General features: G+C 62.9%; 15 protein-coding genes. 1 reads left to right on the top strand and 14 read right to left on the bottom strand.

Annotated features, from left to right (window positions below; genetic code table 11):
- Positions 1-155: 155 nt before the first annotated feature.
- The 7 genes from E0702_RS08120 to E0702_RS08090 form a co-directional block, all read right to left on the bottom strand.
- Entirely contained in the window at positions 156-560 is a 405-nt protein-coding gene (locus tag E0702_RS08120; protein WP_132042705.1) for a hypothetical protein, read from the bottom strand.
- 128 nt (positions 561-688) lie between these two features.
- Positions 689-1,153: an SRPBCC family protein gene (locus tag E0702_RS08115; RefSeq protein WP_132042654.1), complete on the bottom strand. Its 465-nt coding sequence runs from the start codon at positions 1,151-1,153 to the stop codon at positions 689-691.
- Positions 1,154-1,361: 208 nt separating this feature from the next.
- On the bottom strand, positions 1,362-2,057 hold the full coding sequence (locus tag E0702_RS08110) for an aspartate/glutamate racemase family protein (protein ID WP_132042651.1): 696 nt from the start codon (positions 2,055-2,057) through the stop codon (positions 1,362-1,364).
- Positions 2,058-2,112: 55 nt separating this feature from the next.
- Positions 2,113-2,679: a tellurite resistance methyltransferase TehB gene (gene tehB, locus E0702_RS08105; RefSeq protein WP_132042650.1), complete on the bottom strand. Its 567-nt coding sequence runs from the start codon at positions 2,677-2,679 to the stop codon at positions 2,113-2,115.
- A 127-nt stretch (positions 2,680-2,806) separates the two neighbouring features.
- A complete protein-coding gene (locus E0702_RS08100) occupies positions 2,807-3,490 on the bottom strand; it encodes a DNA-3-methyladenine glycosylase I (RefSeq protein ID WP_132042648.1) in 684 nt (227 codons plus the stop codon).
- Between the two features lie 60 nt (positions 3,491-3,550).
- On the bottom strand, positions 3,551-3,916 hold the full coding sequence (locus E0702_RS08095; protein WP_132042646.1) for an MliC family protein: 366 nt from the start codon (positions 3,914-3,916) through the stop codon (positions 3,551-3,553).
- A gap of 296 nt (positions 3,917-4,212) precedes the next feature.
- Positions 4,213-4,476 carry a hypothetical protein gene (locus E0702_RS08090; protein ID WP_132042644.1) on the bottom strand — a complete coding sequence of 88 codons (264 nt, stop codon included), beginning with the start codon at positions 4,474-4,476 and terminating at the stop codon, positions 4,213-4,215.
- 335 nt (positions 4,477-4,811) lie between these two features.
- Here E0702_RS08090 and E0702_RS08085 point away from each other — a divergent pair, with 335 nt between their 5' ends.
- Positions 4,812-9,395, top strand: a complete 4,584-nt coding sequence (locus tag E0702_RS08085; protein WP_132042642.1) for an immune inhibitor A domain-containing protein — start codon at positions 4,812-4,814, stop codon at positions 9,393-9,395.
- On the opposite strand, the gene E0702_RS08080 is transcribed toward E0702_RS08085, so the two are convergent.
- From E0702_RS08080 to E0702_RS08050, 7 genes are all read right to left on the bottom strand, one after another.
- On the bottom strand, positions 9,367-12,438 hold the full coding sequence (locus tag E0702_RS08080) for an efflux RND transporter permease subunit (protein WP_132042640.1): 3,072 nt from the start codon (positions 12,436-12,438) through the stop codon (positions 9,367-9,369). The genes E0702_RS08085 and E0702_RS08080 overlap by 29 nt on opposite strands.
- On the bottom strand, positions 12,435-13,535 hold the full coding sequence (locus E0702_RS08075) for an efflux RND transporter periplasmic adaptor subunit (protein ID WP_132042639.1): 1,101 nt from the start codon (positions 13,533-13,535) through the stop codon (positions 12,435-12,437). Before E0702_RS08075 ends, E0702_RS08080 begins: the two co-directional genes overlap by 4 nt.
- Positions 13,536-13,798: 263 nt before the next feature.
- Entirely contained in the window at positions 13,799-14,254 is a 456-nt protein-coding gene (locus tag E0702_RS08070; protein WP_132042637.1) for an aminoacyl-tRNA deacylase, read from the bottom strand.
- Between the two features lie 138 nt (positions 14,255-14,392).
- Entirely contained in the window at positions 14,393-16,645 is a 2,253-nt protein-coding gene (locus E0702_RS08065) for an OsmC domain/YcaO domain-containing protein (protein WP_132042635.1), read from the bottom strand.
- Between the two features lie 545 nt (positions 16,646-17,190).
- Positions 17,191-17,643, bottom strand: coding sequence for a cupin domain-containing protein (locus E0702_RS08060; protein WP_132042633.1), 453 nt, complete (start codon positions 17,641-17,643; stop codon positions 17,191-17,193).
- Between the two features lie 221 nt (positions 17,644-17,864).
- The gene (locus tag E0702_RS20150; protein WP_132042631.1) at positions 17,865-18,044 is read right to left on the bottom strand and encodes a PAS domain-containing protein; all 180 of its coding nucleotides are present in this window, start codon (positions 18,042-18,044) and stop codon (positions 17,865-17,867) included.
- Between the two features lie 147 nt (positions 18,045-18,191).
- Positions 18,192-21,665: a DEAD/DEAH box helicase gene (locus tag E0702_RS08050; RefSeq protein WP_132042629.1), complete on the bottom strand. Its 3,474-nt coding sequence runs from the start codon at positions 21,663-21,665 to the stop codon at positions 18,192-18,194.
- Positions 21,666-21,759 lie beyond the last annotated feature (94 nt).

Here is a 21,759-nt window from a genome sequence, read left to right as displayed (position 1 = left end):
AGCGCACGATATGCGCTGGCAACAACGGTATTACTGCGCATGGTGTCTCTCCTCTCGAGCTCGACTCATCGGCCGCCCCCACTGCCCAGCCGTATAAAAAGCGTAAGCAAAGGTAACAGCAATCGCCAGACGGAGATGTAACGGAGCAGACGGGACTACACCCAGCCCCTTAACCTGGCGGCAAGACGCGGGGCCAAGACCGTCACTGCGATGACGACAACCCAGATATTGCCCCCCTTGAAAGTGTAGGCTTCGAGCAGTTCAGGCCAGGACTTCCCTTGCCAGAACCCGAAGGCGAACTCGAAGGCGAGTGTCAGGGCTAACCACCCGACCCCGATGAGCCAGAGCGGCAGGGGGCGATGGAGCTTCAGCCAGGGAAGCGACAGGTACGCCACGCAAAGGATCAACAGCGAGAGCAGAATTCCGCTCAGCACGAGGGACGCCGGCACTCCCAGTAGCGGGACAAGCAAGGACTCACGCAGCACCCCATTGGCAATCGCCAGCATCAGGATGACGAACCAGATTATCAGCGACCTTACAACAATCATCCTCGCCACCATGCGGCTCACCGAACTGACGCTCCACCGCGCTCAGAGCCGGCTTCACCCCCACCTCCACCCCGATAAGGCCGCCGGCCTGGCGCGCCTCCACAGGGAGGCGTAGAGGCCATCCCGTGCCAGCGGATCACTCATGAGCCAGGTCCACCGAGACGGCGAGCGAGCCCTTGAGCGCCATCTCGCATCACCGCATGGTGGCTCCAGACGAACAGCGGCCGAGCCAGCGGAGCCACCCGGTTCATCCACGGCCGGGTGGTGTGCACCTGCCACTCGTGGCATACCCGCGTCACCCCACCCTGCTCACTGAACCGCCAGCGGCCAACACCGCACACATCCCCGCTGGCCACGCCTTCGATGAACCATGGCCTGACAACACGGGTCACCCGAATATCGAAGCACAGACGATAGCCCAGCCGGCTTCGCCAAGTGTAGTGGTAGACCCGCCCCGTGCCGTCATTTGCCCCCACGTCACGCTCCTCCACGGCGATCAGGTTCGGCCACCAATCGGGCCACCTGGGCGCCTCGCCGAGCGTGTCGAAAACCCGGATGATTGGCGCATCCAGATACCAGATGGTAGTGAGGGAGTAAGTCGCCATGCCTGCGCTGCCATCAGGCATCATGCCCGGCTAACCATCATCACAACACCACTTCAGTCTGACTCGCTCCATGGTCATGGCGATCACCTTCTGATTGCCTTTTAGAGCACTGCTTTCTCTACAAGAATAGCCAGCATCGGGGCAACGGTCCTCAGGATCGCTCTGCCCACAGAGACGACCCGGCTCATCTCCTGTGGCGAGACGTAGCTCAGGCGTCGGCCAGCAGCCTCGCCACCGCCTGTTCGGCGTGTATCTCGGTGGTATCGAACAGGGGAACGTCCGTATCGTCAGCCTGGATCAAGAGCCCGATCTCGGTGCAGCCGAGGATCACGCCCTGGGCGCCCTGCCCGGCCAGCGAGGCGACGATTGCCAGGTAGTCGGCTTTCGAGTCTGCTCGAATCTCGCCGCGGCACAGCTCCTCGAAGATGATGGCGTGTATCCGCTCGCGCTGGGCGGCATCGGAAATCAGCACCTGGATGCCCTGCGTCTCCAGGCGCTCCCGGTAGAAGGTTTGCTCCATGGTGAAGCGGGTGCCCAGCAGCCCCACCCGGCTGACGCCCTGCCGGTGCAGTTCCCGGGCGGTGGCATCGGCGATACGCAGCAGGGGAATCGTCACGGCCTGCTCGATCTGGGAGGCGACGATATGCATGGTGTTGGTGCAGAGCACCAGAAAGTCGGCACCGGCCGCCTCTAGCGAGCGAGCCGCCGCCCCGAGAATCTGCGCCGTGTCCGCCCAGTCACCGCGGCGCTGCAGCGCTTCGATCTCGGCGAAATCCACGCTGTAGAGCACCAGCCGAGCGGAGTGCAGCCCACCCAGCTGCTCTCGTACCCGCTGATTGATCAGCCGGTAGTAGGTCTGGGTCGACTCCCAGCTCATGCCGCCGATCAGCCCGATCGTTCTCATCTTCACCTCCTCTGGGCTAGAGACGCCGCAGGCCCCAGTCGACATGCCTCTCTCGCTACTCGGGCTTGCGCGCCAGCAGGGTGGCAAACTGGAGCCGCGCACCATTGTGCATGGTACCGACATCCTCGTTGTACTTGATCAGCTCCCAGCCCGCGTAGGCCTCGCGCAGCTGCCCTGCGCCAAGGGTAAAGGGGAAGCCCACCGGGCACGGGTGCTCGGCGGTATCCATGGCACACACAATCGTGTTGTAGCCACCGGGCAGGGTGTGCGCCTGCATGTCGGCAATTACCGCATCGACACGACTCGGGTCGAGAAACATCAGGGTGACGGTGCAGACAATCAGTCCATAGCCCGTGTCCAGCGCGGCACGGTTGATGTCGTACACCTGGGCCTCGAAGTTATCGAGGCCCTCCCGGCTCGCGATCTGCTGCAGCATGTCGATGGCGCCGGGGTTGTTGTCCACCGCGGTCACATCGAAGCCATGCTGGCTCAGGTAGAGGGCATTGCGCCCGTTGGAGCACCCCATGTCCAGGGCGCTGCAGGGCGCCACCAGACCGCATGTCTCGACCACCTCACTGTGCGCGGGATTCAGGCCGTAGCGGCTATTCAGATCAGATGGCATCGTAATCCCCTTGCCTTTTTATCAAACACATCACCATAAGATGCATTCATGTTACTACTTTTTTGACATGACGAAATACCGACAGCCAGGAATTTTGCGGGCCGAGTCATCGGCCCGGCATCATCGGCTAGAAGCGTGGATTGATCGTCAGCGAGAGCATGGTCGAGAGCTGGCACAATGGCCTTCCGGAGGCCTGCTGCAACGCATTGAAGGCATCCTGGACCCGCTGCTTGTCGCGCTGACTCGTCGGCGGCTGGTCAACGACCCCGGCGGCCACCAGGCGTGCCACCACATCGCTGGTCAGCAGGAAGGTATCCTTGCCGATCAGGCGCAGGAAGCCGGCGGCCGAGCGTCCCCCCAGGCGAGCGCCACGCCTGGCCAGTAAGCGCCACAAGCCGATGATGTCGCGACTCGGCCAGTCGGCGATAAACTCGCCGAAGCTTGTGCCCTGCTCCTGGCGAATATCCAGAATAAACTGCGCATTCCTGGGGATGGTCTGCAGCTTGGTGCGATGACGGATGATGCGATCATTCTGCATGTAGCCATCGACCTGCTCCGGGGTGAGCAACACCATCTTCTCGGGGTCGAAGCCCCAGAAGGCTTCCTCGAAGGCGGGCCACCTGGCATCGACCACCGAGTGTGTCATGCCGGCCCGAAACACTCGCAGGCTCATAGCGGAGAGGTAGCGATCATCGCCCAGCTGCTTCAGCTGGTCAGGCGTCAGCGGCCTGGGCAGGAAGGCCTCCATGGCGTCGTCGGAGTCGAAGCGGTCGCGAACCGTATCCTGGAGCCATCGGTAATCAAGTGCCATAACGGCCTCGCTCAGGCTGTGCCATTCCCGCCCTCTTCAATCCACTCGATCAACGCACGATCAGCGTGCCGTGCAGCGCTCGATGATCTCACCCGAGGTGCCATCCGCTTGATGCTGTAGAAGCATCCCCTCGGCGCCGGAGCCGGTGCCCTTGGTCCACCACTCCAGCCCGCCGCCCACATAGCGTGCGCCGCTGGCGGAAACCGCGATCTGCATATCGGTACGGTTACCCTGATACTCGACCGTCGCGCTGTCACTATCGGGATACGCGGCGGCGATCGTTTCACCGCTCTCGCACTGGTACTGCTGCAGGGAAGACCCAGAGGAGGCCTGCTGCTTATGGGCATCCCCGCTCTCCTGCGGTGAGGTGGTACAGCCCGCAACAAACAGGAGGGAAGCGATCGAAACGAGAGTCAGAGTTTTCATAATAGCCTTGGGTTGGGTATGGGTTTCATGCGACTTTTTTCATGCTACCGCGGCGCCCCCAACGCAGCAAATCAGAGGCACAGGGCTATCGCAGATGGCAGTACCGCTCAAGGCTATTCCGGCAACAGGCCTTCGAGGGGGCGCTACGAGTACTTCCTTGTAGGCTACCTCGGCCATCCCTGGTCCTCGGACCCCCTCTCCGACCTGTCCCCGGCGCCTTTCACTATCACCCTGTCGGTAACTGCGATACCCCTGATCAAAGGCATGGAGGCCACTTTGGGCGATATGGACGACGCCTAACGCCGCTTAACAAGACAACGCGCCGCCCAGTAACCGGGAAAAAAGCAGACGATCAACACGGCGGGAAAGGCCAGGCCTGCCAGCAGATAGGCAAGCGCTTCGGGCACGCCAAGCCCCCAGGCAAGAAAAAAGGCCAGCCCCTGAAAGGCCTCCGCGGGCCACCGGTAAACGGGTAGATGTGTCCCGTAGGATAGCCACCAGACAACTAGCGCGACTCCCGCCAGGGATGTCAGCACACCAGGAACAATTCCTCGTTTCATCTTGCTCGCCTATCGTGAATTTGGGATTCGATATCGGCCCCAAGGCGGGCGGTCTCAGGCCCCAAGTGCCACGAACCTTACAGATTGGAGCTGACATTAGCCAGGAATCATTTAACGTAATAAGAAATCTATATATACAAACTTCTACTAAACAACAAGTTAATTGACACGCAAACAGACCAAAAAATAAAGACGACCAACAAACCCCATGACTGTTTAGACTTACTCCAAAATTATTAGCAAATAATCACACTGCTCACTACGCTTTAACTTTCCCTACAAAATAACTCACACCTTCCTGCGCTAGATTCCTAATATTGATGGAGGTTTCCGTCATGACCAAGTCCAGTGGAAAGTCGAAAGCAGTTCGTCAGTCCGGATACCGCGCCATCAAGAAAGGGGGAAAAGCCGACATTGCGGGGTGGTGCCGGCCAGGGGGCACTCACGGCAATGGTCCTGACGACAGTGGGCCCGCAGGTGATGGTCCAGTTGTCCTGTTTGGCCCCGATGATCTTTTTGTCGCGGAATTCGGCAGAAAGACGCTCTCGGTCTTCGATTTTGACGCCTTGGGTGACGATAGCGAGACGCTGATCCAGACAAAACTCGACGCGACAATCGTAAAAGCATATGCCCCAGGCGGCGCTACGCCACTGCTGCTTTATGCCATTGATGGCTATGGAAAGGCCTGGTCGATCGATTTCCGACCAGTTCCGGGCTGCCCCACTGCGAAAGGCCTCTCGGCACAACCACGCATTAAACGGGTCGCAGAACGCGCGGAGGGCCCGATAAACGAGATCGTGGTGTTGAGACGGAAACTGATGCTGCATGTAACAGCACCCGAGAAAGGCAAGGTGCTGATGGAGGTCGACAGGCGCACCGGTCTTGCCAAGACGCTCGGCACGCTTGAGCTCGATGGCGATCTGAGCGCACTGGACCCGGCGCGTCACAACATCCTGATGGGCCGCCACAAGGGAGAACTACGATTCATCCTGACCGGGGAAGATAGCCAGCGGGGCGGTATCGACATTCATCGCCTGGACGTTGATCGGGTGACGGCGGCGGCCGTGGCCAATGGAACACACCTGGTAATCGCTCGGAAAGGTGGACTGATCAGGACGCTGGATATGCGGGCTGCCCTGCCCGCGGTAACGGCTCGACAAGCCGACCCATTGGCACGGATATGCTACCTGCTCAGGACGTTACTCAAGCGCTGCGGTTGCGACTGCAAGTGTGGGCCCGGCACTGGCGAAGACGATGATCGACCGCGCGATCCCAACGACCCCGGCGATGATGAGCCCTGTGGCGATCGCCACTCGGCCAAGGTCGGTTTCACGGTCCACCGCTTTCATCGGGCTGGGGGCCACCTTGTCGCGCTCAGCGCGTCGGCAACACGGATGGCCGTTCTGGACCGGCGGCTGAATGTGCAGTTCGAACGCCGCCTCGACCGTGCCGGGGCAGAGATTTCCGAAGGGCAGAGTCACACACAGAACCTGCTGATTCACCTACCCCGAACGGCACAAGTCGAAGCATGGCGGGTCGCCGACTATGTGGCGCAACTCAAGCCACGGCTGCCGGATGATTTCGGCACTCTGGTCCCGGTGCCGGCCCCCTCGGTTACCTACTGGGGACGCAGGAACCCGCGTGCGGCGCTGAACCCGACGCTACAGATCTGCATTTTCCCCGTGATCGACGGTGGTCAGACCTATGGCGATACCGATATGACCGAGCTGGTCGACCAGGTTTCGGCCAAGATCTTCGCGACCGTGGACGACTACTACGATGAAACCAGCTTTGGCGAGATGGCCATCAACTTCACCGTCTTCGGGCATGATATCGGCGGCGCGCGCAAGCCGCTGGTGCTTCCCCAGCCCCAAGCCAGCTATTGGTGGGACGGCTTCAGGGCAGGCGGTCTGCAGGCGGTGATGCCCGCGGATTGGTCAGACCCCGTGATTCTCGACGGGACCGAAGCGTTCGAGATGCAGGCCAATCCGCGCGCGGGTGCCGTCAAGACCTACGACTTGCCCTTCGCGGCGATGTGGAGCAGCGCCAATCTTGGCAACTTCCCAATTTCACTGACCTTTGACGGCACAGAAACACTGGAGCTGGCGGTAGTGACCCAGACCGGCGACAGCCATGTCCTGACGCTGAACTTTCCGGCCACTACCCTGACGGTGAATCAAGGCGGTGACATGGCCGGCTTCCTTGGAGATCTCGGTGATCTGCTGACCAATGCGATCCGTGCCGCCGAGGCCACGATCACGGGTAGCCCCGTACTGATCCAGGATGTCGAATTCCGCAGAATACGCACCTCCAGCGCCGATACCGCCTTCGGGCGTGCACAAGGCCGATTCAGGATCACATCAGCCGGTGGCGCCGCCACCCAGAAAGGACAGATATCGGTAACTGGGCCGGCGATGCCGGCGGCCCCCCTCGCCGCGCTTGGCCTTTCGATGGCGAGCACCCCGGGGGTGATGGATTCCAGCGGTGCCGTCAGCGCATTTTTCCGTGAATGCCTGCGGGCGGCCCAAGCCGATGCCGGCGAAGGCATCGGTGGTACCATGGCCTATTTCAATACCTCCGTCTCCACGGATTTCGACGCCGTCGCTCAGGAGATTACTGTCGGGGTAAACCTTACCGCCGATACCGGCGGCCAGCTCGCCACCATCGAGCGACTCTCAAGCTCGGAACTGGCGGGTACGGGCTGGGATACGGCCAGCCCAAATCCGGGTAGCGAGAGTGGGCCAAACAACTCCAACGCGCTGCGTCACGCCGTCGATCTGGCCGACGACACCTTTACCGCGGTGCTCGACCACATCCGGGCGACTACCGCATGGAACCGGAGTACGGTCGAATCGATGTTCGACAACTTCGACGTGATGATGATTGCGCATGTCGGCGCGCCGCATGCCGGAATACCGCCTGCCGACCAATGGGCTTGCGACGAGCCGGCCGATTTCGGCAGCAAGCGCATGTACGCTCGGAGCCACTATGCCACTGACCAGAACCCGCCCGGCGGGGAGGATCCCGTGCAGATGGGCACCGCGAGGATCATCGGTCAGCGATTCAACGCCTTCAACAATCCGCAAATGACCAACCAGGCAGGCGTGATGGCCCACGAGATCGGGCATGCAATCGGGTTGCCGGATCTCTATTCGGCCAATGGGTATCGCGACGACGTTGACTACGTGGATCCCTGGGCGATGATGGCGGGAGGCAATACGAACTTCCACCATTTCTGCGGCTGGTCCAAGTGGGCGATGGGCTGGATCGCCGACGATCCGGATCCGAATGTAAATCGCACGATCTTCGTTGACCTCCCCTCGCCCACGGGCACCTCGGTGACCGAAGCCTGGCTTGTCCCCGTGGAGTACTGGGACAACGCCATGCGCAACGACGTACGCAACGAAGTCGGTGGGTCGGTACCGATCGGTCAGCTAATGAAACTGAATCTGGGCAGCGACGGCGGTGTTACCGCATTTCTCGAGCTCAGGGCCGAAGGCGCCAACTTTTCACAGAACTTGAGCCCCGAACCGACGGTGATTGCCACCAACGGGCTCGACCCGAATTCCGATCGGCACTGGGCGGTGAACGGCCTTTACCGGCGTTCCGTGCATCTTCTCAATGACGGCACCGAATTGCGGGCAATCAACGATACCTGGGACTTCGCGACCGCCCCCGAGTTTCCGGTCAAGGGGTGTGTGGCCGAGGTCGCCGACATTCGCACGGTGCGCGGGTCAATCCCGGTCTACCGGGTGCGTGTCGAGCGTGAGCAGGCCGAGTACATCGATCTCTACTTCCAGGACCACGTGCCGAGCTGGAAGAGTCCGGATATCTGGATCGATTGGCCGGGGGACAATCCGGACCCGACGGTACCCCGAGTCTATCCCGTGGGAACGCCGACCGATCAGGGGGAAACCGTGCGCTTTCCCAGCAGTGGTGTCGAGCCGCACTATGTGGTGGCACGCGTCCATAATGCCGGCAACGTTCGTGCCGAAGAGGTCAAGGTCCGCTGGTTCGTCTGCGATCCTCCGGGGGCGGGCGATGACGGACGCTGGGTCAATCGCGGCACCCAGGTGATATCGGAAGTGGGACCAGGCACCAACGAGATCGCCGTGTTCGACTGGCAGGTCGATAACGCCACCAATGTGCACCAGTGCATGAGGATGGAGATTATCGACTGGACAGTACCGAGTGAGGTCGATCCGGCCACGGGCGATACGGTGGCGCTGGCCTCCGACGACGTGAAGCTGCAGAACAACAACGCACAGCAGAACGTTTTTGACTTCGAGGCACTGACCAGCTCGCCCTACCTGCCGATCAACTTCCTTATGCAGGTCCACAATGACCGAGTTGGCACCGAAATCGCCGCCCTGGTTCCAAGCGACCTGCCCTACGGGTCGAAGCTGACGATTTCGCCGCGCGAGCAGGCGATTCCGTCGGGCCAGGCACGGGTGTTCAACTGCACACTGGAGTTGGATGATGCGGTGGTTCGGCCGGGTTGCAACAATGACAGTGGCTTTCTGCTGACGGCATGGCGCCGGGCCGAGGAAGCCGATGAGATCTGGGGCAGCTGCTTCTACCATATTCGCCCGCGTTACCGCACGAACCTCGAGTTGCTACAGGGCTCCTGGTTCCAGGGCAGGGTCGTGGTGCACGGTAAACTGCATGTGTTGACCGATACGGCCATCGATCTCGCCGAGGATCAGCCGCTGGCTGCCCGGATCAGGATGTTGACCGACGGACCGGAAGGCGGCCCGAACTGGCGGGTCGTCGCGATCCAGTCCGACGGCAGCTTCTTCCTCGACACCATCATTCAGGGCGCCAAAACCATGGTGATAGAAGCCTGGTTCGACCGCACCGACCGGCTCGGCTCTTCGGTGTCGAACGAGATCACGCTGAAGCAGGGCTTTGTCGGATAGTGGCTGGGGGTGCTGGTATACGATACCCCAGCGCATAGAGCGCGGGCACGAAGAACAGGGTGATCAGAGTGCCGACGGCCACGCCACCGATCAGCACATAGGCCAGTGGCCCCCAGAAGCTGTCCAGGGTCAGCGGAATAAAGGCGAGTATCGCCGCCAGCGCGGTCAATACCACCGGGCGGGCCCGCTGCACGGCCGCTTCTACCACGGCATCGCGCATCGTCATCTCGGATCTGACGTTATCCGCCACCTGCTGGGTCAGGATCAGGGTATTGCGCATCAGGATCCCCGCCAGGCCGATCAGCCCCAGGGTGGCCACGAAGCCGAACGGCTGGTTGAACAGCAGCAGTGCGGCCACCGCCCCGATCAGCCCCAGCGGGGCCGTCGCCATGACGATAAAGGTTCCTGCGAAGGAGCGCATCTGCAGCATGATGAAGATCAGCATCAGCACCACCATCAACGGCTGCAGGGCCTGAATCGAGGCCTCCGCCTTGGTCGACTGCTCCACCGAGCCGCCGATCTGCAGCCGATAGCCGACTGGCAGGCGTTCGCGCAGCTCGCCGAGCGCCTGCCAGACCTCCCGGGTCACGTCGTTGGGCTGGGCATCCTCGATCTCGGCATTGACGGCCAGGAACGGCTGGCGGTCGATACGCCGGATCACGGGCTCCTCGAAGACGGTCTCCAGCTCGCCCAGCTGGGCCAGCGGTATGCGCCGCCCATCGCGGTTGAGGATCTCCAGGCTCTGCAGGTCGACGTTATCGATCATCGCCCCACGTCCCACGGCAGGCACCAGGCGAATACCGTCGCGCAGCTCGGTGATGGTCATGCCATCCAGCTGGAACTGCAGCTGACGCGCCACCTCGTCCGGAGTCAGGCCGAGCAGCTGCAGACGAGAGTGATCGATCGCCAGGTGCAACCGCGGGACCCGCTCGTCCCACTCCAGATGGGGGTCGCGTGTGGCGGCATGGTCAGCCATTGTCTCACGCACCTGATGGCCGATCTCGCGCAGGCGATCGGGGTCATCGCCCAGCACACGAATGCTGACCGGCCAGTCGACCGGTGGCCCGTAGAGCAGCTTCTGCACGCGGACTCGCGCCTCGGGGAAGTCACCGGCGGCGATATGGTCATTGAGCTTTTCGATCAGCCGCTCCCGCGCCTCGACTCCCTCGGTCACCACGATCAGCTTGGCAAACGCCGGATTCGGCTGTTCAGGATTGGCGGAGATAAAGAAGCGCGGCGCACCGGCCCCGACGTAGGCGGAGAGTGACTCCACCCCGTTGGCCTCGCCGATCAGCGCCTCGAGGCGTCGCGTCGTCGCATCGGTGGCGCCGATCGCCGTGCCCTGGGGATGATAAACGCTGACCAGCACCTCAGGTCGGTCGGAGCTTGGGAAGAACTGCTTCTCTACCGGCACGGCCAGGCCGGCGGCGGCCGCCACCAGCAGCACCACCGTGAGCGCCACCACGCTCTTGCGATAGCGTACACAGCCACTGATGATCCCGCGCAGGCGACGATAGCCCCGTGACTGGTAGGCCTCGTGCTGGCCATGGGCCGCCTTCTGCTCGGGCAACAGCTTGACGCCCAGGTAGGGGGTGAAGACCACCGCCACGATCCACGACAGCAACAACGATACACACAGCACCCAGAAGATATTGCCGGTGTACTCGCCCACGGCCGACTGGGCAAAGCCGATCGGCACGAAGCCTGCCACCGTCACCAGGGTGCCGAACAGCATCGGTGCCGCGGTAACGTTCCAGGCGTGGGTGGCCGCATCGAGCCGATTCCAGCCCGCCTCCATCTTCACGATCATCATCTCCAGGGCGATGATGGCATCGTCGACCAGCAGCCCGAGGGCGATGATCAGAGCGCCTAGGGTGACGCGGTCCAGATTGATCCCCATCGCCAGCATCGTCACGAAGGTCAGCGCCAGCGTGACCGGAATGGCGACCCCCACCACGATGCCGGCGCGCAACCCGACCGCCAGCATGGTGACCAGCATCACCACCAGCACGGCGACCAGAAACTTCACCTGGAAGAGATTCACGGCTCCTGCAATGGCATCGGCCTGGTTGGTCATCACCTCGAGGGACATGCCTAGCGGCAGGCGCTTGCGCTCCTGCTGCCAGAAGGCGTACAGGCGGTCGCCAAACGCGAGACCATTGACGCCCTGCTCCATCACCACCCCCAGCAGAAGACTCTCTTCGCCAAAGGCGCGCACCAGATAGCCGGGTGGATCTTCGTAGCCGCGGGAGATGTCGGCGATATCGCCCAGGCGAATCAGCCGCTCTCCGATACGGATCGGCACATCGGCCAGCGCCTCGGGGTCCGACAGGTCATTGGTCAGGCGCAGATAGAGGCGTGGCCCCTGGGTATCGATGCGCCCGGCCGGCAGCAGTCGATTGTGCGCCTGAATGGCGGAGAAGACGGCGTCAGGGGAGATGCCCAGGCTCTGCAGCCGAGCCAGGTCGAAGTCGACATGCATGCGCTCCTGACGCTCCCCCAGCACTTCGGCCTTGTTGACCCCCTCGACCCGCTGCAGCCGGTCCCGAATCTCCTCGGCCTCGCGCAGCAGCTCACGCATCGGCATGCCGGGCGCGGTCAAGGCTGCCAAGGAGAAGTAGACGTCGCCGAAGTCCTCGTTGATCATCGGCCCCATCACGCCGTCGGGGAGTGTGGGAGCGGCATCCTGCATGCGACGACGCACCTGGTAGAAGCGCTCGGTTATCGCCTCGCCAGGCACGGTATCCTCGAACTCCACCTTGAGATCGGCGCGCCCGGGGCGGATGGTTGTCTCGATGCGGTAGAGATCGTCGACCTCCTGGATACGCTTCTCCAGCGGATCCACCACGCTCTCCTGGATCTCTTCCGGCGAGGCACCGGGCCACGCCGTTGAGACCATCATCACTCTTACGGTGAAGTCTGGGTCCTCGGCTCGTCCCAGGGAGGCGAAGGCATAGGCCCCCGCCAGCAGCGCGAGCACCAGGAAGAACAGTGTGACGGCCCGCTCACGAACCGCCAGCGCCGAAAGGTTGGGAAAGCTCACGGCGCCTCCTTCTCGTCCAGCGGCCGCACCGCCATGCCTGCCGTGAGCAGGTGGGTCCCCAGGCTGATCACCACCTCCCCGGCCTCGAGCCCGTCACCGCTGACCCAGGCGTGATCACGGGTTACCTGTTCCAGCGTCACCGGCAGCGGCTGCGCCTCCCCCTCCACGATCTGCCATAACCTCGGGCCCTCCCCGCGCTCATCCAGCGCCGCCACCGGCACCTGGAAACGTGTCTGAGATGCGGCTTCCGCCAGGATAAAGCGTGTCTGGACCACATCGCCCAGGCTACGCCCCTCCAGCGGCGCCTCCAGTCGATAACGGGCTCGCCAGGTACGGCTGGCCGGGTCGGCCGCTCCCGCCACCTCACGTCGGATCAACGTAATGCGCTTCTCCCCCACCAACAGTTCGCCCGTCTGGGGCGGCCGCGACCGAGCGGGAAAGTTGACCTCGACCTCGCGCGGCCCCTCCTGGGCCAGCCTGGCGACCGCCTGACCGACGCCGACCACCTGCCCCGGTTCGCCGCTGACATCGATCAACACACCATCGTCCTCGGCACGCAGGCTCGCATGATCCAGGGCGTTACGCGCCTGAGTAACCCTGGCACTCGCCGCCTCTCGACGGGTGGCCGTCTCACGTACTCCCAGCTCGGCACGCTCGAAGGCCTGGCGGCTGAGATACCCCTTGTTCAACAGCTGTCGGTCGCGAGACAGATCGGCCTCGGCCACATCCAGCGCCGCCTCGGCAGCGGCAAGCTCCGCTCGGGCGGCGGCAAGTGACTCCTCAAGATCGCTGGGGTCGAGGGTGAACAGCACCTCGCCCTGCTTAACGCGCTGCCCGGCATCGACGTGGCGCGTGGCGATCTGACCACTGACCCGAAAGGCCATGGGCGTTTCATAGCGGGCACGCAGCACGCCAGTAAGCGACAGCGTGGGAGCCGAGCTCGCCGTCAGCGGGGCCGTCTTGACCCAGCGCGGTGAGTCCGCCACCGATGACTCGGGCCCCTGATCCTGACACCCGGCCAGCAGCGGTAGGGTCAACAGCAGCAGGGCCGCCAGCGGCAGGAGCGACTTCGACAGGATTCGAAGGGAAAGCTGCATCGCGCATCCTTGGTCGTGGCGGTGACAAGCGAGTCGCCCGAAAAACCAGGCACGTCTCGCTCCGTGACCGTCGGGAGGCTGTCACGGGTAATGCCACCAAGGTTTCAAACATCTATTTGAAACGATCATACCAGATGTTTTCAGGGGACCAATCGCCCACCGGCTCGTGCCCCCTCAACGCATCGCCCCCACGTCAGATAACCGACGCGGGGGCGATATCATTCACTTAACGCGAATGAGCGATGCAGGCTAAGCCAGCGTCATCACAATGCGACCTCAATGGGATTCACGAGCCGCTCGAAATCCCCATAGGAGAGCTGCATGACGCCCGTGTGGTTGCCGGCATTGAAAGCGATACGGTCGGCGGCGGTCAGATGCGGGGAAACAAACACCTCCATCCCGAAAAGATGGCCAAAGGGTGGCATCGCCCCCACCTCGCAATCCGGGAAGCTGTCCTTGAACTCGTCCTCTTCGGCAAGCTCAACGGACATGGCGCCGACGGAGCGTGCCATCTGCTGCAGGTCCACCCGGTCGGATGCCGGCAGAACCGCCTGCGCCAGCCGCCCATCGATCTTCACCATTACGCACTTCGCGAAGTGCCTGCCCGTCACATGGACGGACTCGGCAATCTCCTGCGCGGTATAGGCCGGAGAGTGCTGGAGAATCGAATACCTGACGTTCTGGTCATCGAGATACTGTTTCACTCGCTCCATGGACATGGCGACCACCTGCTCGTTGTCTCGTCGAAGCACGACTATCCCTTAAAGGATAGTCAGCAACGGAGCAGACGTCCCCCTATATCCATTGGCCGCACGCTGTTGTGCGGCGGCGCATCGCTGGCGGAGACCCGGCGGCGTTCAGGCATCCGCCGGAGCATAGACGTCCTGCGGGCGCATGCCGGCCTTGATGGCGCGAGCGGCATGTAGCTTTCGGTAGCTCTCGATCAAGCGTTGATGCTTCTCCAGCCCTTCGAGCGCCATGCTGGTTGGGGTGAGACCATGGAAGCGCACGCTGCCGTTCACCGAGCCGATCACCGCCTCGATGGTCTCTTCGCCGAACATCCGCCCCAGGTTATAGCGGAAGTCGTTCACCTCGAGCTCGTCATCCAGCATGACCTCAAGCACCGCCTGCACCGCCTGATAGAAGAGATTGCGCTCCACGGTGTTGTCGTTGTACTGCAGGAACATCTCGACTCGCTCCAGCGCCTCCTCATGCTGACCCAACGCCAGATTGATCAGCAACTTGAGCTCGAGGATGGTGAGCTGGCCCCAGATGGTGTTCTCGTCGAACTCGATGCCGATCAGCGAAATGATCGTCATATGCTCGTCGAGCTGGCTCTCCTCCAGGCGCTCGAGCAGATCGGCGAGCTCACCGTCGCTCAGGCGGTGCAGGTTGAGTATATCCTCGCGGTAGCCGAGGGCCATATTGGTGTTGTCCCACACCAGGTCCTCCACCGGATAGACCTCGGAGAAGCCAGGCACCAGGATGCGGCACACCGGCGCGCCGAGCTCTTCGCGCACCGCGACATAGGACTCCAGCCCCATCTCCTCGAGGATGCCGAACAGGGCCGCGCTCTCCTCCTCGTTGCTGTAGGTGCCGCCGCCGGTGAAGTCCCAGTCACAGAACTCGATCTCCGAGCGGGAGCTGAAGAAGCGCCAGGAGATCACCCCGGACGAATCGATGAAGTGCTCCACGTAGTTATTGGGCTCGGTGACCGCCATGGAGTTGAAGGTGGGCGGCAGAAAGTCGTTGAAGCCCTCGAAGCTGCGACCCTGCAGCAGCTCGGTGAAGGTCCGCTCCAGGGCCACATGGAAGCTCGGGTGGGCACCGAAGCAGGCGAACACGCCACCGGTCTTGGGGTTCATCAGGGTCACGCAGGTCACCGGGAACTGGCCGCCCAGGGAGGCGTCCTTTACCAGCACCGGGAAGCCCTGGGCCTCCAGCGCCTCGATGCCCTCGACGATCTCGGGGTAGCGCGCCAGCACCTCCTGAGGAATGTCGGGCAGCACCATCTCCTCTTCGATGATCTGCTTCTTCACCGCTCGCTCGAGGATCTCGGAGAGGCACTGCACCTGGGCCTCGGCCAGGGTATTGCCGGCGCTCATGCCGTTGCTGAGGTAGAGGTTCTCGATCAGGTTCGAGGGGAAGTAGACCGTCTCGCCGTCGGAGTGACGCACGAAGGGCAGCGCAACGATACCGCGATCCGCCCGGCCGGAGTTGGTATCGATCAGGTTCGAGGCGCACAACTCCCCTTCCGGGTCGTAGATCTCGCGGCAGTAGGCATCGAGGATGCCCTCCGGCAAGGCATCGTCGGGCCCTGGCAGGAACCACTTCTCGTTGGGGTAGTGAACGAACTCGGCGTTGGCGATCTCCTCGCCGAAGAACTGATCGTTATAGAAGAAGTTGAAGTTGGTCCGCTCGATGAACTCGCCCAGCGCCGAACAGAGCGCACTCTCCTTGGTGGCACCCTTGCCATTGGTGAAGCACATCGGCGAGGCGGCGTCGCGGATATGCAAGGACCAGACGTGGGGCACGATATTGCGCCAGGAGGCGATCTCGATCTTCATGCCCAGGTCGGCCAGAATGCCGGTCATGTTGGCGATGGTCTGCTCAAGGGGCAGGTCCTTGCCCTCGATCCAGGTGCCGCCGCCCTCTTCATCGCCCAGCGCCTTGCTCTTTTCACCGCCCATCAGCAGGGCCTGGGCGTCCTCGTCGATGTTCTCCACCGCCTCGACCTGAAACTCGGGGCCGGTCTGCACCACCTTCTTCACCGTGCAGCGATCGATGGAGCGCAGAATACCCTGGCGGTCCTTGTCGGAGATGTCCTCGGGCAGCTCGACCTGAATCCGGAAGATCTGCTTATAACGGTTCTCGGGGTCGACGATGTTGTTCTGCGACAACCGAATATTCTCGGTGGGAATATCCCGGGCGTTGCAGTAGACCTTTACAAAGTAGGCCGCACACATCGCCGAGGAGGCCAGGAAGTAGTCGAAGGGCCCCGGCGCCGAGCCGTCACCCTTGTAGCGGATGGGCTGGTCGGAGATGACCGTGAAGTCGTCGAACTTGGCCTCCAGGCGGAGGTTGTCGAGATAGTTGACCTTGATTTCCATGAGGCACCGACAGAGCGTTGAGCGTGAACGAGCGTAACCGCGCATTATCCCAGCTCTGGCGCCGGGCGTCATGCCGAATCCACGGAGTGGAAGGTCGTTGCCGTCAGCAGCGACCTCCGTAAACACTGATCCGGTCCCTCCAAGCGCACTTCCTGTAGGAGCTCGATAAATGGAGCGACGCTTTCACAGGGCTGCTCGTGGTACAGCTCAAGAAACGTACGGTAAAAGGTGATATTGGTGATGACGGCCAGGCGGGTCCCCCTGTTGGATATCGACTCGGCGACCCGAAAAGAGGCCGTCAAGGCATCACGCGCCTTTTCGAGATCGAAGGCATCACCATTGGCTCCGTACGCCCGTCTCATTTTCAGCAACTTTTTCGGCGCAACCGAAAGCGCCCTCGGGATGCTCTAGCAGCGTTTCGATGAGGTTAAGCGTATCGGGGTGCCCGCTCCCCTACGCTCTGGTGCCATTCAGATCACCGCGGCTCGTGCCGGAGCGCCTCTTGTCCACGCCAGGAACGCCCGCGACTAAGACGCCGTTTAGGATCAGGCTCCCTCGGGGCCATGCACCGTGACGCCGTGCTGATCCAGCACCTCGAGCAGTGTGGGCAGATCCGGTGAGCCAGGGGACACCCGCGCATTCACGGCGCGAAACATCGCCACGGCCTGGCCTTGTTCGGTGATCTCGAGCATCTCACCGCCACCCTTGGCGAAGTGGAAGGCATGTACCGCGCCGGCGGGCACGTGGACCAGCGTTCCAGCATCACAGAGCGCTGACTGGTCGCCGGCCGAGAAGTGAACGGCTCCCTTGAGCACATAGAAGCTTTCGTCCCAGGGGTGGCTGTGTGGTGGTGGACCCACGCCTTCGTCACCCCGCTGCAGGGTGATTTCCCGGCCATTGGCTTCGTTTTTCGATATCAGCACGGTAACGTCTACACCGACGACCGACAGGGGCGATGTGTGGTCCCTCGGGCTAAGAATTGTCGCATGGGGATTCATGGTTCTTGCCTCGCTATTGTCCTGTCGGGCCAGGCACCGGCAGGGGTGTCTCCGATCCCCGTACCAGCGGCAAGACCAAAGCGGTACGACAGGTTGTGGCAGGTCTCCACGCATGGCACCGGAGGGAAAGGCGGGCCTTATCGGGAGAGCGCCTGTAGCAACGGCCGCTGGAGGCGGCAAGAAAAGGGGCAGGTGCTAGCTCGTGTGCTCGCTCTTGAAGTCTAGGCTCGTGCCGCAATGCCTGCCAGGAAATCGATGACACAGCCCTGAGCGTATTCAGCTGTAAGCAATGATCTGTCCAATTCCTCTTTCGTGTACCCGGTCATTTCGCACCTGCGCGGATTTAGATAGACCAGACGCCTGTCCTGTAGGACCACAATACCTTCCTGTGCCGTTTCCATCAGATCTCATTGAGGTGTACCAGCCGGGTGCAGTCCGTGCAGACCCTTGTTCGCTCATTGGTAAATAAGCCGATAGCAGGAGTCAGCATATTCCTGCATATGCCATCAATCACCTTCTGCCTTCATGGGCTGATCGAGATCATGAAGTTACGCCACCGGCGCGAACAGTAGCGCCAGATCCTCCTCGTCGAACAGCGGACCATCGCTTCTGTGCTCGGCACCACCCTCGAGGATGGAGGCGGCTAGATCCGCCTTGCGCGCCTGCAGATCGAGGATGCGCTCCTCCACGGTGCCGGCGCACACCAGCTTGTAGACGAACACCGGGTTCTGCTGCCCCATGCGGTGGGCACGGCCGGTGGCCTGGGCCTCTACCGCCGGATTCCACCAGGGGTCGTAGTGAATCACCGTGTCCGCGGCGGTCAGATTGAGGCCGGTACCGCCGGCCTTGAGGCTGATCAGAAACACCGGGATCTCGCCCTGCTGGAAGAGCGCCACCCGCTGGGTTCGGGTCTTGCCCGGCGTCTCGCCGGTGAGAGTGGTAAAGGGAATGTGGTCGTGTTCCAGGGCCTCGCCGATCAGCGCCAGCATCTCGGTGAACTGGGAGAAGATCAGGATTCGCCTGCCCTCCTCCACCAACGGCGCCACCAGCTCGCGCAGCTGTTCCAGCTTGGCCGAGCGCTTCGTCTTGCGCGCACTCTGCAGCTTGACCAGCCGTGGATCACAGCACACCTGGCGCAGCTTGAGCAGCGCATCGAGCATGACGATGCCGGAGCCCGCCAGGCCACGCTCGGCCACCGCCTGCTGCACCCGCTGGTGCTGGGCCAGACGCAAGCTCTCGTAGAGCTCGCGCTGGACGCCACTCAGGGTGACCTCGCGGCGAGTCTCGGTTTTCTCGGGCAGCTCGGCCAGCACCTGCTGCTTGGTTCGGCGCAGCATCAGCGGTGCGATGCGCCGGGAGAGGCGCTGACGCAGTGCGACATCACCCTCCTTCTCGATCGGCGTGCGGAAGCGCTGGCCGAACCACTGCTGGCTGCCCAGCGCCCCGGGCGCCACGGCATCGAGCTGGGCCCATAGCTCACCCAAATGGTTCTCCAGGGGGGTGCCGGTCATGGCGATGGCGCGCTCGACGTCGAGTTGGCGCACCGCACGGGCGGTCTGGCTCGCGGCATTCTTGATCGCTTGAGCCTCGTCGAGCACCAGCAATCCGAGTCGATAGTCGCGCAGACGCTCCAGATCACGGATCAGCAGCGCATAGGTGGTGATCACCAGGTCGGCATCCGCCAGCCCCGCGTCGAACTGCCGCTCACGCTGGGCCTTGCCGCCCTGCAGGGCCACCACCTTGAGCTCGGGGGCAAAACGTGCCGCCTCGGCGCACCAGTTACCCACCAGGCTGGTCGGCGCGACCACCAGGCTAGGACCTGCCAACGCACCGCGGGCGCGCTCATCGAGCAGGTGTGCCAGCACCTGTATCGTCTTGCCCAGCCCCATGTCGTCGGCCAGGATGCCACCGGTACCGAGCTCCGAGAGAAAGCGCATCCAGGCGATGCCACGGCCCTGGTAGTCGCGCAGTTCGCCGGCGAAGCCAGGGGGCGCCGGCAGACTGGTGGGTAACGCACGCAGGCGTCGGGCCAGGTCGGTGACATCCTCGCGCCCCGCCCAGCGCTCATGCTCGGCCAACGGCGCGACCCTCTCGGCGGCGGTCAGTGGCAGGCGCAATGCCGCCTCCGGATCGCTCTCGTCGCCCAGCCAGTCGAGGATGGGCGCCATCAGCGAACGCAGCCGAGCAAGGGGCATCACCAGGCGGCGGTTCTCCGGCAGGATCAGCGTCCAGGTGGCGTCGTCAGCTTCGTCTTCGGCGGGCTCCAGCGGAAACTCAGGATCCTTGAACAGACGGCGCAGAATCGGCAGCAGGTTGAGGCGCTCGCCCTCCACCTCGATATCCAGCGCCAGATCGAACCAGCCGTTGCCCGCCGGCTCCAGCTCACCGTACCAGTCGTCCGGCTCGACGTAGGTCGGCTCCTCGGGGAAGTCGTCGTCGAACGTTACCAGGCAACCGGCCTGGCGTAGCCTGGCGATCATCTCCCACCACTCGTCGGGGCCGGCCAGGTGTGTGGGCCATTCGGCGGCAGTGGCCGGCGGCGTACCCTCCAGAGGCAGCAGCAGCGTCCACTCGGGCAGCTCCAGGTAAGTGGGCACCGCCTCGATCTGCTGCAGGCGCTCCAGGGTCACCATGCCGGGGGGAAGCGACCTCACCAGTGCCAACTCCGCCTGGGAGTCGCGCATCACGGTCAGTCGCTGCCCATCGCGAAAGGCCTGAATGCTCTCGCCCGGCTCCGGCGGCACCTCGACGCCATCGTAGTCGAAGCTCACCACGGCGGCCCCCACCTCGACCCAGCGGGGAACCATGGCGCCATCACGATAGCCCAGCTGCCCGGATCCAATCTGCATGGTGACCTTTAAACGCGGGGCGACGCCTTCCAGGGTGTATTCCTCGATTTTCTGAGGTGCCGGAAGCCGTTCCGCCAGGCCAGGCGCTGCGTGCAAGCGCTCGTTGAGCCAGCCACTCATCTCCGGGGGCAGCGGGGGCGCGTGGCGCAGACGCATCAGCAGCCCGGGGTCGCCCTCCAGACGCCCGAAACGCCCGCGACGCTCATCGAGATAGCAGAGCTCGGCACCGGCGCGCACGATGACAGCGGCATCGGAGATGACCTCGGCGGGTTCGGTATCGGCACGCAGACGCTGGTTGCCGTCGGCATCGGGCTCCCAGGCCAGGGTCAGGCGAGCGGCCGGGCCGGTATCGAGCATGGCGCCGGTCTGCTTGGGATAGAACAGCAGCGGCGGTGCGGCGCTCTCCAGCAGTGACCATAGCGCCCGTGCCTGAAAGGCGTGGGTGACCGAACTCCAGGCATACTCCTGTCCCGAGCCCGAAAGCTGGCGGCGCTGCTCGCCGAGCATCAGTAGCTCCAGGGCCTCCTCCTGATCGGAGGCAAGGCCTTGAGGTGGCCTGGGCGTCAGGCCCCCACCGCGCCGCACATTGATGGGTCGTGGCTTCACCCAGCCGTTGCCGCGGGCGCGTCGTTTGGTGGGCCGCACCCAGACCGGTGATACCTGAAGCGCCGGCGAGCGAGGGTTTGGGTCAACATCCAGGAACAGCGCCAGGCGATGATCCTCCTCGAGCTCCTCGACGTATCGCCTGCCGCCAAGTGGCGACTGGAGCTCGGCTAGCCACGCCTCCCAGCGCTGCTCCAGCATGCCGGCATCATCCTCCGACGGTATGCCCTCGGCCTCTCTGGCATCGATAAAGCACTGGATCACCGCTACCGCGTGCTTGCATTGGCGCCCCACCGGGCAGCTGCAGTCGCTGATCACCCCCATCTCGGGGTTGTCGGGATCCACGGCCAGGCTGGTGAGATAGCGGCTACGCCCGCTGCCATCTACCTGAGCTCGCAGCACCAGCATCGCTCCCTCATGCTCAATACGTGGGCGATTGCGCACCTTGCCCTGCTGTGCATAGGCTTGTCCGCGAGAAAACGACTGCGGATCGAAACTTAGCTGCCAATGGATATCCTTCAGGGCGCGGTAGAGCGTCAACTCAGGAACGGCAGGTCGGGCATCCGGCACAATGATTCCTCAATGAAGACTTAACGAATGAAGACTTAACGTATGAAGACAAGGCTGCTATTGGAACGAAACCCGATACCTGAAGCAACGATGG

The sequence above is a fragment of the Halomonas marinisediminis genome (genome assembly GCF_004347715.1).
Taxonomy (GTDB): domain Bacteria; phylum Pseudomonadota; class Gammaproteobacteria; order Pseudomonadales; family Halomonadaceae; genus Halomonas; species Halomonas icarae.
This window is presented reverse-complemented; position numbering and strand designations above follow the sequence as displayed.